The following is a 16,350-nucleotide window of genomic DNA, read 5'->3' on the forward strand; positions in this document are numbered from 1 at the left end:
GGACGACGTGATCGGTGCGGCTCGAATGACGCATGGCCGCTGAGACTTGGCGCAAGACTTGGATCGCCTCCCCATCGATGTCCTAAAACCTGATATGTCGAACGGACCCTTCCGGATCGATCTGACGAGCCCGTCATGCGTTTGAAAGCCTGCCTCGTTCTCGGCGCTTTGCTGGTCGCTGCGCCGTTATGCGAACCGGCCTTCGCCGCGACGCCCCCCAACCAGCCTGCCGACGGCCCCGGCGGTGTGGGAAACCGCTCCCTCTCGATCGTGAAGCGGGCGCTGGGACGGCCGAGTGCCGCGACCTTCGTCTTCTACTCAGCTGGTGCCGCGCCTGCGGAGGGACGGCCCGTCGTGGTGTTCCTCCACGCCTGGGGGGCCCCGAACCCGCAGCCCTACGGGGCCTGGATCGATCACCTCGCCCGCGCCGGATATCTCGTGCTGTTTCCGCGCTTCCAGGAGGTCAACCGGACGCGGCCGGCTGACGCCACGGGCAATGCCGAGAAACTCGTGAAGGCCGCCCTCGCGGAACTCGAATCCGATCCCGACGCCAAACCGGATCCGAAGCGAGTCGCCCTGATCGGCCACCTCGCGGGGGCTCCGATCGCCGCCAACCTCGCCGCCGATGCCGACAGCACCGGCTTGCCCATACCGCGCCTCGTCTTCGCCATCATGCCGGGGGGGATCGCCAGCGACGCCAAATCCAGGGGCGTCGTGCTGCGCGACCTGTCGAAGATCCCATCCGAGACACTCGTCATCACCGTCATCGGCGACCGGGATGCCCGCGCGGCGGATCTCGCCGCCAAGCGGCTCCTGCGTGAGGCGAGCAGTGTCGCGCCCGAGCGCAAACTCTTCATCCGCGCGCTCTCCGACGACCACGGCTTTCCCTCGCTGACGGCGACCTTGACCTCGCCGGGTGCCGTGGACACGGCCTATGACGGCGGAGCCATCAAGCTTCCACCGGAGCCGCCGAAGGATCCGAAGCAGCCGCCGACACCGTTCAAATGGTCGGCCGACATGTCCCTGACCGGCGAACAGACGACACTGCTCGCGCAACTGAATAATTCCCGGGCAGATAGCCTCGATTACCTCGCCTATTGGAAGACGTTCGATCTGGCCGCCGCAGCGGCGTTCGGCGGCGACGCCACCACACTCAAGGCCAATCCGCGGCTCAGCGAAATGGAACGCTGGAGCGACGGCTGGCCGGTGAAGCGTCTGGTCGTGGAAACGCCCCGTGCTGCTCCGGCGGCCGCGCATGCGCCGGCTCCGACGCCTGCGGCGGCCACGCAACCCAAGCCCAAACCGGTGAGACGTCCCTGATTCATCATGCCCGAGATGAGTCAGGGTTCAGGCGCGGGGCACCGGGGCTTGTCATCCCGGTAGCTTTTCGCAAACAGCAGGCCGGCACGGTCTTGTGCTTGCGCAACGAGCTCTACAGGTCACGATGAAGCTGTTCCACTCGCACTTCTCTCCCTTCGCGCGGAAGGTCATGGCCTGTGCCCACGTGCTGGGCATCGTCGACCGTATCGAGCTGCTACCGAGCGCGGCCCATCCGGTGAAGCGCGACGGCACCATCCTGACCCATCATCCGCTGGCACAGGTTCCGACCCTGCTTGACGACGAGGGCCACGCATTGGCCGACAGCAGGGTCATCTGCGAGTATCTCGACACCCAAGCCGGGGGAGGGCTGTTCCCCTCGGCCGGTCCCGCGAGATGGACGGCGCTCAACGACCAATCCATCGCCGACGGCATTCTCGATGCGGCCCTGCTGATCCGCTACGAACTCACGGCACGCGACGCCTCCGAATGCTCCAGCACCTGGATGGACGGTCAGGAGGCCAAGATCCGGAGCTCGCTCGCGTCCCTCGACGCAGGGGCGGAACGCCTCCTCGGCCGGGTCGATATCGGAACGATCAGCCTGGGCTGCGCCCTCGGATATCTCGACCTGCGCTTTGCCGAACTCGGCTGGACGCGGGACCATAGGGATTTGGCGGCGTGGTTCGCGGGCTTTGCCGAACATCCCGCGATGGTGGTGACGAAACCACCGGCGGCCTGAACCGGCACCGCTTCAGCCGCCAGACTGGCGCGCGCCTTGCAAAGTTCGCCTTCGGTTCTCCGGAGGTCGCGCCATGCCCGATTTCGTTGCCGCCTTGATCACCGCCGCGGTTTTCTGCGCGGGGCTGATCCTGCTCAATGCCCTGACGCGCTGGGCGATCCAGACACAAATCGCGCCGGCGGATCTCGCCGAGAACGGAATGCTGCAATACGGGCTCGCTCTCGCCCTCGCCGGATTCACGTGGCGGCGGGCGCTCGTCGCGCAGGCCGTCCCGAACGGGGGTGGCCAAGCCCATATCGTCGGGTGAAACGGCGGCTCGGACAGGCGCTCGCTACCTCAGGCCTTGGTCTCTAGAACCAGGGCTGCGTGGTGAAACTGTAATTCACCTTCATGCCAAAGGTGTATTGGTTCTGCGATCCGAACTGGCGGCGCACCAACGGGCTCTCGGCGGATGAGCCGACGATCCGGTTATAGCCAACGTACCCAGTGGCGGCCCATCGCTCGTCGAACGTATAGGTCACGGCTCCCAATCCGCCGACGGTGACGTAGCTGTCGGGCTGGAACGGCGTCAGCGTCCCGTTGAGCGCTGCCTCGAACGGTTGAACGCCGAAATAGCGCCTGGCGAAGCTGGCATCGCCAAAGTTGAAGCGCGGGCCCACCGAGACCTGCCAGCGGTCGAAGGGCTGGATCACATCGGCGCCGAGCGAGCCGACGAAGCCGTGATGCCCGAAGATCCCATGGCGCAGTTCGGCCCGGGCGCGCAGCCATTGCGTGGGGTAATACTCCACGAAGACACCCGGCTCGATGGCGAACTGGGCATCGCGGAGACCGAACAGGTCACGCCGGTTGTCGCCGTAATAGCGGCCGGGCACGTACTCCGCCGTCAGGCCGGCATTGAAGAGCGGCGAATCGTAGAGCGAGAAGCTGATCCCGTCATCCGGCGACGAGAACCGGCGCGGCGTACCGGCCTTGGCGATGCTGATCGATGGGTAGCCGATGGCGGTATATTCGTTCGACCCCGGAAAACTCGGCGTCGCCTGCACCGTCGCCGTCACCGTCACGACCCAGAGATTCTGGTCCAAGGCGAGGAACGTCGGCGGCCTCTGCAACTCCATGAGATCCGCGGCTCCGGCTCCGGCGCCGCTCGCCGCGATGAGCGAGCCCGCGAGGGCCAGCGCCGGCATGGCGGCAAGGCTCGTCCTTTGGGCAGGGCGCGAGGATGGGTTGAGAAGCATCGTGTCCATGACGGAGGTCATAGACACAATTCCCTAACGCATCACGACAAAGCCGACGCGACGATAGACCTATGTTGGCAACGACAAAAAATCGCTTCGGCGCGACAAGCGCGCCGAAGCGATTCTCAGATTAGAAGTAGGACTTCAACGCACCGCGGCGACGCACGTCGAGGGTGGCGCAGTGGAACGAGCCACCGAAGGGCCCATAGGACAGGAACGGCGCCGGGATCGGATCGAAGCCCCAATCCTTCAGTGCCTTGATCAAGGTCGGCTGGCTTGCATCGACGACGATCTTCTTTTCGTCGATGGCCAGCACATTGATCGACGTCCAGGGCGAGCACATCGAAATCTTGCTCATGAAGCCCTCGACCGGGTCGGGGCGGGGCGCGATGAGCACGTCCCACTTCTTGAGCACGGCGGGCAGCTTCTCGACGTCGATATAGTCCGGGTTCACCAGCACCTTGCCCGGGGCCAGCGGCATGAAGGACGAGTCGATATGCATCGGCTGCGGGCAACGGCTCTCGATCTCATGGACGCGGAAGCCCGAGCCGAGGTGGCGGCGCAGCCACTCGATCCCCATCAGGTTCGTCACGTTGGAGCGGGTGACGAAGAGGTCGCGGCCGCAGCGGACGAAATCGGCCGCGTCGAAGACCGGCTCGAACTCGTTCACGGTGAACTGCATCGGCTCGCCGGCCTTCAGGTTCGGCACGCGGTAATCGTAATTGTAGAGTTCGTCCGTCAGCTGCGGCCGAGGCGCCGAGGTCCAGCGCGCACCGTTACGAAAATATTCCTTGAACAGCGAACGGTAAGCGTCGCCCTCGAAATAGCGCGACCGCCAGCACATCGGGCTCTCGATGATCTCATCGCCGATGACCAGGTAGGGGTCGCGCGGGCAGGCGACGCAGAAGCCACGGGAGGACCAGCGCGGGGCGTTGTACTTGCGCGAGAAATCCACCGTGTCGGGCCGACGCACCTTCACGCCCTCGCCGGCGAGGATCGAGATGAAGTTATCGAGCTCGGCCTGGGCGAGCTTCTTCATGAACTTCGGATACCGGAAGCCCGCGGCGAACCGGTAGAACGGCTGCGCTGCGCGCGGCAGGTTGAAGATCACCGTGAGGTGGTGGGACGGAATAGTCGCACCGTCGAGGCTGCCGACGATCACCTCTTCCAGAGGGTCCCACTCGTTCCATGCCATGACCGGCGATTTCGGGGCTGGCGTCCCGCGATAGGCTGCCGAATTGGCGTCGTAGGTATCGATCTGCGCGTCGGCGAGCACGGCATCCTGAGCCGTGGTGAAAGCTTCGCGGTCCATCATTCGTCCCTTGGTCGTGCCTTTGCGCGGCTGTTTCTTCGAGGCAGAAGCCTCAGCGCCGCTTTGGCTCGCACTGTGTCTATCGGGTGATAGACAACGAAATCCAAAGCTGCAACTTCCGATGACGCCAACGTTTTCCGGAAGGCTTTTCGTCCGGGTCGTCGGTGAAATTCTCTAAAAAATCGTCCGCGCCGACGGTCGAAGGGGGATCATGAAGCGTCTGACGACATTGGCCCTCATCGTCGGCCTCTGCACAGTTGCAGGACTGTTCTTGTCATCGGGTCTCGATGACGTCGCCGCGGCAGTGGTGAGCGCCGGTTGGGGCGCTGCCATCGTCGTGCTGGCCCGCGCGGTCGCCGTCGGCTGGGCCGGCCTCGGCTGGTTCACGGTTTTCCCGCGGGACGACCGTCCGAGCCTGTGGAACTGCATTTCGCTGCGTTTCGTGCGGGAGGGCATCAACACGCTCCTCCCCGTGGCCACCGTCGGCGGCGACTTCGTCGGAGCGCGACTGTTGACGCAGCGCGGCCTCTCCGGAGGGCTCGCCGGCGCCAGCATGTTCGTGGACCTGATGACCCAGGCGGTCACCCAGTTCCTCTTCACGGTCGGCGGCGTCGCCCTGCTCGCCTGGCTACATGGCGATGGCCCCGTGGTACGCACCGTCGCCGGTGGTCTCGCCATCGCGGCCCCAGCTCTCGGCGCCTTCTTCCTGATCCAGCGCCGCAGCGGGCACCGCATCATCCAGGCCCTGCTGAGCCGCTTTGCCGCCGCCCGTGAATGGCGCGCGCTCGGCGCGGTCGATGTTCTGTTCGACAGCCTGCGCCGACTTTATTCCTCGCCCAAGCGGGTCGTGGGCGCCATGGGCGTGCACATGATCGGCTGGATCATCGGCGCCGCCGAAGTTTATGTGGCTCTGCATTTCATGGGTTATCCGGTGACGGTCGCCGAGGCCATCGTCATCGAAAGCCTGGCCCAGGCGGTTCGCGGTGCCGCCTTCGCCGTGCCGGGGGCGCTCGGTGCCCAGGAAGGCGGCCTCATCGCCCTCTGCGCGATCTTCGACATCCCCGCCGAGGCTGCCCTGGCGCTCTCCCTGGTGAAGCGTCTGGCCGATCTCATGGTCGGTGTGCCCGGCCTCGTCGCGTGGCACTTCATGGAAGGCAAGACGGTCGCGCCGGACGTGGAAGACCGGACGTTTCGGGACCAGAGGTCGGTGGAGCAGAACGCGCCGAAAGTCGGAGGCGACATTGCCCGGGCGGTGAGCCTGGATTCCATGCCCGTGTCGCGGGTGCCCGCCAATTCCGCGGGAAACCACATCGTGTCGCGCTCGATGGAGGGCGAGATGGAGACGCTGCGGAAATGCGCGTGAGCAGATTCGCATCGGGGCTGGTGGCCTCGACCCTTCTCGCAGCGACCCTCCTGTCGGTCGGGCCCGCCCGTGCGGCGGAGGATGCGGCGGTGCAGACCGTACGCGGCCTTTATTCCAGCTTCGAGGGCGCCCTCGAGGCGCCCGAAGCCGACGTGAAGAGCAGGGCCCTGGTCATCGGCCCGGTGCTCGACCAGAGCATGGATTTCGCCACCATGGCGCGGGTCGCCGTGGGCGCGAAATGGAAAGGCTTCACCCCCGAGCAGCAGGGCGCGCTGACGGAAGCCTTCAAACAGTATTTCACCGCGACCTATGCCACCCGCCTGTCGCAGGCCGCCGGCGGCAAGTTCGACATCAAGCCCGAGAGTGAAGCGCGCGGCCAGAACCGCGTGGTCCAGACCGAGGTCGCCAATTCGGAGGGCGACGCCTCGCAGGTCGACTACCTCGTGGGTTCGAGCAACCGCATCCAGGACGTCTATCTCAACGGCAATGTCAGCGAGATCGCCGCCATGCGCGGCAGCTTCGCCGATCCGCTGAAGGCGGGCGGGGCGGAAAGCCTGCTGAAATTCCTTCGTGATCGGACCACGGCGATGCTCGCCGCCAAACCATAGCCTTAGACGCAGGCCAGACGCCCCTCGTCGGGCCTGGCCGGACGAACCCGCCCGTGTCGCCTTCCAGACCTTGCGGCACCTTCAACCAAACCGTGACCGAGCTTCGCCCATCATGGACCTCACCTTGACGGATCTGCCTTCGGCGAACCTGAGCTGGCTCTCGCTCCTGTTCCAGTTCATGGCCCTGGCCGGCTGTGTCTACGGGCTGACGGCTGCCTTCCTGGCGAGCCGCTACGCACGCCGCCCCGTTCCCGTCCTTGCGGCGAACGCCGCACGCCCATCGGTGACCATCCTGAAGCCGCTCTGCGGCATGGAGCCCAATCTCTACGAGAACCTCGAGACCTTCTGCCGCCAGGACTACGCCGGCCCGATGCAGGTCGTCTTCGGCGTGCAGAACGCCACCGATCCGGCGATCGCCGTGGTGCGCCGCCTCGCCGAAACCTATCCCGACCTCAAGCTCGACCTCGTCATCGATGCGCGCCAGCACGGCTCGAACCGCAAGGTCTCCAACCTCATCAACATGTCGGCGCTGATCGCCCACGAGGTGATCGTGCTCGCCGACAGCGACATGGTGGCCAAGCCCGATTATCTGGAGCGGATCGTTGCCGAGCTGGCTCAGCCCGGCGTCAACGGCGTCACCTGCCTCTACCATGGCGTACCGGCGAACCGCGGCGTCTGGGCTCATCTCTCGGCGCTCGCCATCGACGTCCAGTTCCTGCCCAATGTCGTGATGGGCACCTCGCTCGGCCTGGCCAAGCCCTGCTTCGGCTCCACCATCGCCTTCACCACCAAGGCGCTCGCCGAGATGGGGGGCTTCGAGGCCTTCCGCGACGATCTCGCCGACGATTACGCGGTGGGCGAAGCCCTGCGCGCCAAGGGCGGTCTCGTGGCGATCCCGACCTTCACGATCGGGCATACCTGCGTCGACACCGATCTCGCCGGCCTGTGGAAGCACGAGTTGCGCTGGAACCGGACCATCCGCAACGTCGATCCGGCCGGGTATGCCGGCTCCATCGTCACCCATGCCTTCCCGCTGGCGCTTATCGGCGCCCTGATTCCGGGAGCCGACACGAGCGGACTCGTGGTGGCGGCCCTGGCGCTCGCCTGCCGCATCATCCTCTGCGTCCGCCTGGAGCGCGCCTTCGGTCTCGCTCCGCACCCCTACTGGCTGTTGCCGATTCGCGACATCCTCTCCTTCATGAACTTCTCCTGGAGCTTCGTGTCGGGGGCGGTGACATGGAAAGGTCACGATTATCGGGTGGTTGCGGACGGTACGCTGATCCCGGAGCGCAGCCTCGGCCACGATGCCGGCGCGTCCCCGCTCTGACTCTCGCTTCGCTCTGAACCCGCCCCATTCCCGTCCCTCGCTGAGGCCTTGAACCCCATGCGCACGCTCTTCCTCCAGGCCCCCACCTTCGACGGTTTCGATGGCGGAGCGGGCTCTCGCTACCAGGCCAAGCGCGAGATCAAGTCGTTCTGGTACCCGACCTGGCTCGCCCAGCCGGCCGCCCTCGTGCCGAACTCGAAGCTGATCGACGCCCCCCCGCACAACATCAAGCTCGCCGAGATCGTGGCCCAAGCCAACGATTTCGACCTCGTGGTGCTGCACACCTCGGTGCCGTCCTTCAAGTCCGACGTGAAGACCGTCGAGGCTCTCAAGGCCGCTAACCCCAAGCTCATCGCAGGGCTCATCGGCGCCAAGGTCGCGGTCGACGCGGCGGGTGCCATGGCCCAGGCCCCGTGTATCGATTTCTGTGCCCGCAACGAGTTCGACTTTACCGTCAAGGAAGTCGCCGACGGCACGCCGATGTCCGAGATCAAGGGCCTGTCCTACCGGGACGCCAATGGAGTCGTGGTCCATAACGAGGACCGCGAAATCATGACGGACATGGACCAGCTGCCCTTCGTCACCTCGGTCTACAAGCGCGACCTCCAGATGGAGAAGTACTTCATCGGGTACCTCAAGCACCCCTACATCTCGTTCTATTCGGGCCGTGGCTGCAAGAGCCGCTGCACCTTCTGCCTCTGGCCGCAGACCGTGGGTGGCCACACCTACCGCACCCGTTCGGTCGCGCATGTGATCGAAGAGATCAAGTACTGCCTGAAGGAGTTCCCGCAGACGAAGGAGTTCTTCTTCGACGACGACACCTTCACCGACAATCTCCCGCGCGCCGAGGAGATCGCCCGCGAACTCGGCAAGCTCGGCGTGACCTGGTCGTGCAATGCCAAGGCGAACGTGCCCCGCGAGACCCTGAAGGTGCTCAAGGAGAACGGCCTTCGCCTGCTTCTCGTCGGCTACGAGTCCGGCAACCAGAAGATCTTGAACAACATCAAGAAGGGCATGCGCGTCGAGGTGGCCGAGAAGTTCACCAAGGATTGCCACGACCTCGGCATCGCCATCCACGGCACCTTCATCGTCGGCCTGCCGGGCGAAACCCGCGAGACGATCCAGGAGACGATCGCCTTCGCCAAGCGCATCAACCCGCACACGATCCAGGCCTCGCTGGCCGCCCCTTACCCGGGCACCTTCCTCTACAAGCAGGCCGTGGAGAACGGCTGGCTCGACGTGGAGAATGCCGAGCTCGTCGACGAGAACGGCGTACAGATCGCCCCGCTGCACTACCCGCACCTGTCGCATTCCGAGATCTTCGCGGCGGTCGAGGAATTCTACCGGAAGTTCTACTTCCGCGCCCCGAAGATCGCCTCCATCGTCTCCGAGATGGTGCGCTCGCCCGACATGATGAAGCGCCGCCTGCGCGAGGGTGTGGAATTCTACCGCTTCCTCAAGGAGCGTCAGACCGGCACGTCCAAAGCTGCCTGATCCTCAGGTCGCCCAACCTTCATCATACTTCTCCAGCAACGGCCGGGCTCAACGCCCGGCCGTTCTTGTTTCAAGCGCCCGCCGGGTGGTGGTCAGGGCTCGGAAAGCCGGTTCCGACCCCACTCCGCCTGCTCTAAATCCTTGGCGCGGCGCTCGTACGGGCGCGGTCAACGACGAAAGGGTTCGCCTTCCTGCTGTTTGGGCAGCCTCGAACGTTCTCCGGTTCCGACCTTCGGGCAGTCTGGATCGGACTCTGCAGGCCACGGGCGTTCGCCCGTTCCCACAGCGACGGAGGCTGGCCGGCGGGGGGGGAGGGATGCGTTGCCCGACCGGATGCAGAAGGGCATCCCTGAGCTCGTGAACCTGCGCCTATTTCAAGCCCTATCGGGCGGGAAAGGCGGCGCGACTCTGGACCACGGCCGCGATGCTTTCGCCGGCGTGTCGCCCGACCACCCGAACGACGAGGACCATCGAGCATGACCAAGGCCGCCAGGAAACGCCTGATCGTCACCGCCGACGATTTCGGCCTGAGCCGGGAAGTGAACGAGGCTGTCGAGCAGGCCCATCGCGAGGGCATCCTCACCGCTGCCAGCCTGATGGTCTCGGCACCGGCGGCGGCCGACGCAGTGGCCCGCGCCCGGCGCCTTCCTTCCCTTCGCGTCGGACTGCACCTCGTCATGGTCGAGGCCTGGCCGACGCTTCCCCCGGCCGAACTGCCCGACCTCGTGGATGCGGACGGGCTGATCCGACGCGACATGGGTCGCCTCGGCCTCGACCTCGCGGTGAAACCTTCGGCACGGCGGCAGCTTTCAGCGGAAATCACAGCGCAGTTCGAAGCTTACAGAGCCACTGCCCTACCCCTCGACCACGTCAACGCCCACAAGCATTTCCATGTCCATCCGCTCATCGCCGGGCGCGTCCTGGCCATCGGCCGGGGATACGGCATGCGGGCGATCCGGGTGCCGCGCGAGCCCCGCGCCGTGCTACGCGCCGCAGAGCCCGGTGCGACCCCGAAGCCCGCCCTCGATATCGCCCCCTGGGCCGGGCTCCTCGCGGTTCGCGCCCGCCAGGCCGGCCTGCTGATCCCCGACCGTACCCTGGGCTTGGCATGGTCCGGCGCGATGACTCCGCAGCGTGTGGCGGGGCTCCTGCGGCACCTGCCGGATGGGTTGACCGAGCTCTATACCCATCCCGCCACGCGCGGCGGCTTCCCCGGCGAGGCGCCGGGCTACGCCTATGCGGCAGAGCGCGACGCCCTGATCTCGCCGGAGGCAATCGACGCGATCAGGCAGGTCGGCGCGGACAGAGGCGGCTTCTCGGATTTCCTTTAGCCGTCCGATCGCAGGAACGGACACGAAAAAGGCCGCCGTCGCTTCACGCGACGCCGGCCTTTTCATTGGCGACCTGGAGAAATCCGAGGATCGGCAGTCCCGGATTATTTGGCCGAGACCGGCTCCGGCCTAGGGGCTTTCACGCCGGCCATGGCCTCGTCGCCTTCGGGACGGTTCGGGTCAGGCTGCTCCGGCGGGGGACCGAGGAAGGCGGGAACCACGAAGAAGGCGGCGACAAGGGTGAAGAACAGCGACAGGGCCAGGAGCTTGCCCATGCTGGCCGTGCCGGGATGGCTCGACAGGACGAGCGAACCGAAGGCCGTGCCGGTGGTGAGCGCCGAGAAGAAGATCGCACGCGTCAGGCTGGAGGCCAGCATGTCGGTGACGCCCGCCCTCCAGGCGATGACGTAGTAGATGTGGAAGGCGACACCCACCGCCAACATAAGCGGCAGGGCGATGATGTTGGCGAAGTTCAGCGGCATGCCGACCACGTGCAGCGCCATCAGCGTCCACAAGGTCGCCAGCACCAGCGGACCCAGCGTCATCGCCACGTCCCAGGGCTTACGCAGCGCCACGGACAGGATGACGAAGATGGCCACCAGAGCCGTCAGCGCCGCCTGAACGAAGGCGCCGAGGATGGTGTAGCTCGACGAGGTCGTGGCGACGGGAGCACCGGTGGCGTGGGGTGCGACCGACTGCACCTCCTTGGCGAAGCGGCGCAGAACCACGTTGTCGTTGGCATCCCCGCTCGGATGCACCTCGATCCGTGCCCGACCGTCCGAGGCGATCCACTCGGCCTTCAGCTTCGGCGGGATGTTGTCGAGGGTGACCTTTTCTGGAGCCAGCAGGCTCCGAAGGCGGACCAGCAGGGTCTTCAGGTCGGTGGTGACGGCGACGTTCGCCGCCTCCCGGATCTGCGGGGTCGCGGTCGAGAGTGCGTCGAGAGTACCAGCCAGGGAGCCCGCGGCATTCGCGCCACCGGCATTGCCCGTCGCGATTCCCTTCAGGGCAGCGGCAGCCTCCTTCAACGCCTTGACCGTATCTGCATCAGTCGGCGGCGGCGGCTTGCGGACGGGATTGAGGATCGGTCCGAGGAGCTCGGCCGTCTCCGCGATGGTCGCGAGCTTCTGGTCCTGGTCCGGCGGCACGAAGGTATCGATGTCGATGACCTTCGCGACGGAGGGGAGGGCCTTCAGCTTGGCGGCGAGTTCGGGCACCGCCGCGACCGAAGGCGCGATCACGTCGATGAGGTTCGGGCTCGTCTCGGGATCCTTGATCAGGTCGAGATAGGTCGAGATCGATTCGACCTTGGTGCTGCGCAGGTGCATCGGGTTCGAGTCGAACGGCAGCTTGAACAGGAGCGGGATGCCCGCCACCGTGATCACGCCGACGATGATGAGCACCAGCTTGCGGTTCCGGATGATCCAGGGATCGACGCCCGACAGCCAGGTCGTCTCCACCGCCCGCGCTTCACCCTTGGGCTTGAAGACGGCGATGAGGGCGGGGAGCAGGGTCAGCGAGAACAGATACGCCACGATCATGCCGACGCCGGCGATGAGACCGAGCTCGGACACGCCGCGGAAGGCGGTTGGCAGGAAGGCGAAGAAGCCCGCCAGGAGCGAGATGGCAGCGAGGCTCAGAGACCAGCCGACCCCGCGCGCCGCGGCGCGGATCGCGCTCGACAGGTTGGGCTGCTCGAACCGGTCGGCCCTGTAACGTACGGCGAACTGGATGCCGAAATCGATCCCCAACCCCACGAACAGGGCCGTGAACGCCACCGAGATCGGGTTCAGCTCGCCCACCATGAGGAGGCCGAGGGCGGTGGTGACGATGAGACCCGCGAAGGTGGTGATGATCACCGCCGTGACCAGGGACGGCGAGCGCAGGGCCAGCCACAGGAACAGCACGATCGCCGCGACGGTGACGCCGTTATTGAGGAGCGCGTCGTCCGAGAGCGTGGCGAACTCGTCATCCGCGACGGCCACCGGGCCGGTGAGGCGCATGCGCGGATTGTCGGCCGCATCGAGGCCGCCGAGGGTGTTGATCTTCAGGTCGGTGGCAAGGCCACGAATGAGCTTCGTCGCATCCGCGCCGGGCTGGAGCGCGGCATAATCCAGCTTCGGCTGGATCATGATGAACTTGCGCAGCTCGGTACTCTGGGCCTTGCCGCCGGAGAGGAGCAATTGCCAGGACAGACGTGCGGGCTCACCGGCCAGCACCTTACGCAGCACCTCGTCGATCCGCGTCATCGGACCGTCCAGGTCTTCGAGCTTGGCATCGCCGCTCTTGATGCCCTTGGCCCCGAGGCCGAGCACCCGCATGACGCCGCGCAGGGTCGGGTCGGCCGCGAGCGGACCGAGGAGCCCCTGCTGCTGGACAAGCTGCTCCATGGTCTTGGTCAGCTCCTCCTGCGGCATCAGCAGGAAGCCGTTCTTGTCGTAGAAGGGCCCGCCATCCGGGCGGTACACCGTCTCGATCTGTTCGGGATGGTCGAGCAGCGCCTTGGCGAGGGAGGCGGCCGCCTCCTCGGCGACCTCGGGCGTCTTGCCGTCGATCACCGCCACGAGCGTTCCGGTCCGTTGGGGGAACGCCTTCTCGTAATTGATCTCGTCCTGCCGCCAGGGCACGTCCTTATCGATCAGACGCTCGACATCGGTGTTGATCCGGAACAGATGCGCGCCGAGCGCTGCGCTTCCGATGGTGAGAATCGCCACGAGAGTGATGACGAGCCAGCGCCTGTGGACGGAAAACGCGACGAGACGTTCGATCACAAGTATCCTGCCTGCCTAGCGACGCGGTCGCCCGAATGAGTCCGCCGGTCCCCGCGGATGCGTGGGACGGCCGGTACGTTCGACGTGGAACCGGTCTTGGTCCGGATGTCGGTTACCATCTGTCGGCGCGATCCACGAGTCCCTGGCCACGAGTCCCTGCCAAAGGCTCCTGACAAGGATCGTGACAGAAATTCCTTTGAGAATCGCCGCGACGCGCCGCTTCTCGCAGATGGGTCGTGCCGACGAGATATCCAATCTCGACCGCGCTCATACCAGTGGGAGCACCTCGCGGTCGACCGTTTCCGTAGTCATCCGCAGGTAGAAATGCAACGAGACAGGGTTATCGGGCCCGGTTCAAGGGATGAGGTGCGTCCGCGCACTGCGGATGAGCTTCGCTGCGGCGCAAGGCGAAACCCTAGCTAGGACATGCCCGGGGCGCCGCATGGCAGAGTGATGCCGATGACGTGATCACGGCTCGGCGCAGTTCAGGCATACCCTGACCGACTAGGAAAAAGCACCGTGCTTTGGGATAAGGTCCGTCATCATGGCGCGACGGACGTCATCCTGGACCAATGTGCCACGCTCTACCTATGGCTGGCACGCTCTACCTGTGGCTGGATTGTCCCAGGATCGCTCAAACACGTCCCGTCCGCCCACCAAGGCGTCCCCATCGACCGTGGTTCTAACCTAGTTCGCTGGAATTCCGCCGCTTTTCACGGTAATGCACCCGATCATATCGGGGCCAAAAATAAGGAGCCGCGTCTTGGGTATTCCCCTCCGTTACGTCGCGAAGATTGGCGGCTACATTCTTAAGCAGCACCTCACCGGTCGCAAGCGCTACCCGCTCGTGATGATGATGGAGCCGCTGTTCCGCTGCAATCTCGCCTGCGCCGGCTGTGGAAAAATCGATTACCCGGACGAGATCCTGAACAAGCGCCTGCCCGTGGCCGACGCCCTGGAATCCGTGCGCGAGTGCGGCGCACCCATGGTCGTGATCGCCGGTGGCGAGCCGCTGCTCCACAAGGACCTGCCGCAGATCGTCGAGGGCATCATCGCGCAGAAGAAATTCGCGATCGTCTGCACGAACGCGCTTTTGCTCGAGAAGAAGATCAAGGACTACAAGCCCAGCCCGTACTTCACCTGGTCGATCCATCTCGATGGCGACAAGGAGATGCACGACCAGTCGGTGTGCCAGCGCGGCGTTTACGACAAGGCTGTCTCCGCCATCGCCAAGGCGAAGGAGATGGGCTTCCGCGTCACCATCAACTGCACCTTCTTCAACAATTCCTCGGCCGACAAGATCGCCGACTTCTTCGACACAGTGACGAAGCTCGGCATCGACGGCATCACCGTCTCGCCCGGCTATGCCTACGAGCGCGCGCCCGACCAGCAGCACTTCCTGAACCGCAAGGCCACGAAGGACCTGTTCCGCGGCGTGTTCCGGCACGGCAAGGAGAAGGGCCGCCAGAACTGGACCTTCCAGCAGTCGGGCCTGTTCCTCGACTTCCTGGCCGGTAACCAGACCTACCATTGCACCCCGTGGGGCAACCCGACCCGCACCGTGTTCGGCTGGCAGAAGCCCTGCTACCTGCTCGGCGAGGGCTACGCCGCCACCTTCAAGGAGCTGATGGAGGAGACGGACTGGGATTCCTACGGAACCGGCAATTACGAGAAGTGCGCCGACTGCATGGTCCATTCTGGATATGAGGCCTCCTCGGTGGTCGATTCCGTGAAGAAGCCCTGGAAGCCGCTGATCCACGCCATCCGTGGGATCAAGACCGAAGGCGAGATGGCTCCCGAGGTCAGCCTCGAAAACCAGCGCCCGGCCGAGTTCGTGTTCTCGCGCAACGTGGCGCAGAAGCTGTCCGAGATCAAAGCTTCGGGCGTCGACACCAAGCGTGAGGCCCGCAACCGCACGGCGGCCTGACGCCACGCGGAAGCCGTTCCCGCGTCAATAAAAAGCCCCGCGATGCAGCAGCATCGCGGGGCTTTTCGTTCATGGTACTGATTGAATACGGCAGGCAGCTACCGTGCGGCATCACCGGCAGAGTGTCGTGCGCTGGGCTCATCGAAGTCCGGCACGAGGCCAAAGCGGCAGCGAGCCAGAGCGGCGAAGGCTCTTCCAGAATCCCTGGCCAGACGGATCAGAGCCGGCAGATGGGTCGGGTTCCGACCGAGGGCAGTCAAAACGGCGATGATGTCGGGGTCGCCGTTCGGCTTCAGTGCCGTCGTCACGAAGGCGGGCAGAGCGCGCTCGGCCGGGTCACAGACCACGCGGATCGCAGCGAACGGAATGCCGTGGCGAGCCGCGAAATCCGCCGCCACATGGGATTCCATATCGACCGCCGCCGCTCCGGTACGGGCATGCAGTTCGGCCTTCGCGGCCACGCTCACGACCGCTGCGTCGACCCCGGCGAGGTCCGCCAAGTGCGTCGTCAGATCGGCTCTCGACAGGGCGGAGTGAATCGCGTCGCGCAGGGCGGCGTCGGTCTCGCGGCGTCCCGTTTCATCGGCGATGCCGGTGGCGATCACCACGTCGCCGGGGACCAGCGACGGATCGAGCCCTCCCGCGATGCCGAAGCTGATCACGGAACGACATCCGGGCTTCCGGCGAAGGGCGAGCAGCGCACGAAGGCGCTCCGGAGATCCACCCGCTCCCACGGCCTCGATTTCGGGACCGGCGGCAAGCCGAGCCTCCTTGGAGAGTCCGGTGACGACGAGGATGGGGAGCATGGGATGTCCAGCCAGCACTCCCTCCCCCTCTGCGGGGGAGGGTGGCCCTCGCGTCAGCGAGGGTCGGGAGAGGGGAGCGACGTTTCCGGAGAGGCCCCCCTCCCGCATGCTCCGCAGGCA

At 65.6% G+C, this 16,350-nt stretch carries 14 protein-coding genes; 10 read left to right on the forward strand and 4 right to left on the reverse strand.

Features of this window, described 5'->3' with window-relative positions:
• The first annotated feature begins 135 nt into the window (after positions 1-135).
• The 3 genes from ACYQML_RS13450 to ACYQML_RS13460 all read left to right on the forward strand — a co-directional run bounded on the left by ACYQML_RS13450 (position 136) and on the right by ACYQML_RS13460 (position 2,363).
• The gene (locus tag ACYQML_RS13450) at positions 136-1,320 is read left to right on the forward strand and encodes an alpha/beta hydrolase (protein WP_461233085.1); all 1,185 of its coding nucleotides are present in this window, start codon (positions 136-138) and stop codon (positions 1,318-1,320) included.
• Between the two features lie 124 nt (positions 1,321-1,444).
• Positions 1,445-2,056, forward strand: coding sequence for a glutathione S-transferase family protein (locus tag ACYQML_RS13455; protein ID WP_461233086.1), 612 nt, complete (start codon positions 1,445-1,447; stop codon positions 2,054-2,056).
• A gap of 73 nt (positions 2,057-2,129) precedes the next feature.
• Positions 2,130-2,363 carry a hypothetical protein gene (locus tag ACYQML_RS13460; RefSeq protein ID WP_056423865.1) on the forward strand — a complete coding sequence of 78 codons (234 nt, stop codon included), beginning with the start codon at positions 2,130-2,132 and terminating at the stop codon, positions 2,361-2,363.
• 43 nt (positions 2,364-2,406) lie between these two features.
• Here the strand turns inward: ACYQML_RS13460 and ACYQML_RS13465 are convergent, their stop codons facing one another.
• Together ACYQML_RS13465 and ACYQML_RS13470 are read right to left on the reverse strand one after the other, a co-directional pair.
• Positions 2,407-3,240, reverse strand: coding sequence for a MipA/OmpV family protein (locus ACYQML_RS13465; RefSeq protein ID WP_461235725.1), 834 nt, complete (start codon positions 3,238-3,240; stop codon positions 2,407-2,409).
• A 181-nt stretch (positions 3,241-3,421) separates the two neighbouring features.
• Positions 3,422-4,603 (reverse strand): hypothetical protein, encoded by a 1,182-nt coding sequence (locus ACYQML_RS13470; RefSeq protein ID WP_056424469.1) that lies wholly within the window; start codon positions 4,601-4,603, stop codon positions 3,422-3,424.
• 211 nt (positions 4,604-4,814) lie between these two features.
• Between ACYQML_RS13470 and ACYQML_RS13475 the strand changes: the two genes are divergently transcribed.
• From ACYQML_RS13475 to hpnK, 6 genes are all read left to right on the forward strand, one after another.
• Positions 4,815-5,966 (forward strand): HpnL family protein, encoded by a 1,152-nt coding sequence (locus tag ACYQML_RS13475; RefSeq protein ID WP_461233087.1) that lies wholly within the window; start codon positions 4,815-4,817, stop codon positions 5,964-5,966.
• On the forward strand, positions 5,957-6,574 hold the full coding sequence (locus tag ACYQML_RS13480) for an MlaC/ttg2D family ABC transporter substrate-binding protein (RefSeq protein ID WP_461233088.1): 618 nt from the start codon (positions 5,957-5,959) through the stop codon (positions 6,572-6,574). The genes ACYQML_RS13475 and ACYQML_RS13480 overlap by 10 nt, the downstream gene beginning before the upstream one ends.
• A gap of 112 nt (positions 6,575-6,686) precedes the next feature.
• The gene (hpnI, locus tag ACYQML_RS13485; protein WP_311274679.1) at positions 6,687-7,901 is read left to right on the forward strand and encodes a bacteriohopanetetrol glucosamine biosynthesis glycosyltransferase HpnI; all 1,215 of its coding nucleotides are present in this window, start codon (positions 6,687-6,689) and stop codon (positions 7,899-7,901) included.
• Positions 7,902-7,958: 57 nt separating this feature from the next.
• Complete coding sequence (gene hpnJ, locus ACYQML_RS13490) at positions 7,959-9,395, forward strand: hopanoid biosynthesis associated radical SAM protein HpnJ (protein ID WP_056423872.1); 1,437 nt, start codon at positions 7,959-7,961, stop codon at positions 9,393-9,395.
• Between the two features lie 321 nt (positions 9,396-9,716).
• A complete protein-coding gene (locus ACYQML_RS13495) occupies positions 9,717-9,875 on the forward strand; it encodes a hypothetical protein (RefSeq protein ID WP_420604565.1) in 159 nt (52 codons plus the stop codon).
• Entirely contained in the window at positions 9,872-10,726 is an 855-nt protein-coding gene (hpnK, locus tag ACYQML_RS13500) for a hopanoid biosynthesis-associated protein HpnK (protein WP_461233089.1), read from the forward strand. The genes ACYQML_RS13495 and hpnK overlap by 4 nt, the downstream gene beginning before the upstream one ends.
• Positions 10,727-10,830: 104 nt before the next feature.
• On the opposite strand, the gene ACYQML_RS13505 is transcribed toward hpnK, so the two are convergent.
• Complete coding sequence (locus ACYQML_RS13505) at positions 10,831-13,497, reverse strand: MMPL family transporter (RefSeq protein ID WP_461233090.1); 2,667 nt, start codon at positions 13,495-13,497, stop codon at positions 10,831-10,833.
• Between the two features lie 763 nt (positions 13,498-14,260).
• On the opposite strand from ACYQML_RS13505, the gene hpnH reads away from it, so the two are divergent.
• Positions 14,261-15,424, forward strand: a complete 1,164-nt coding sequence (hpnH, locus tag ACYQML_RS13510) for an adenosyl-hopene transferase HpnH (RefSeq protein WP_018044393.1) — start codon at positions 14,261-14,263, stop codon at positions 15,422-15,424.
• 98 nt (positions 15,425-15,522) lie between these two features.
• Here the strand turns inward: hpnH and ACYQML_RS13515 are convergent, their stop codons facing one another.
• On the reverse strand, positions 15,523-16,230 hold the full coding sequence (locus tag ACYQML_RS13515; RefSeq protein WP_461233091.1) for a phosphorylase: 708 nt from the start codon (positions 16,228-16,230) through the stop codon (positions 15,523-15,525).
• Between the last annotated feature and the right edge of the window lie 120 nt (positions 16,231-16,350).

The sequence above is a fragment of the Methylobacterium sp. CM6244 genome (assembly GCF_054817885.1).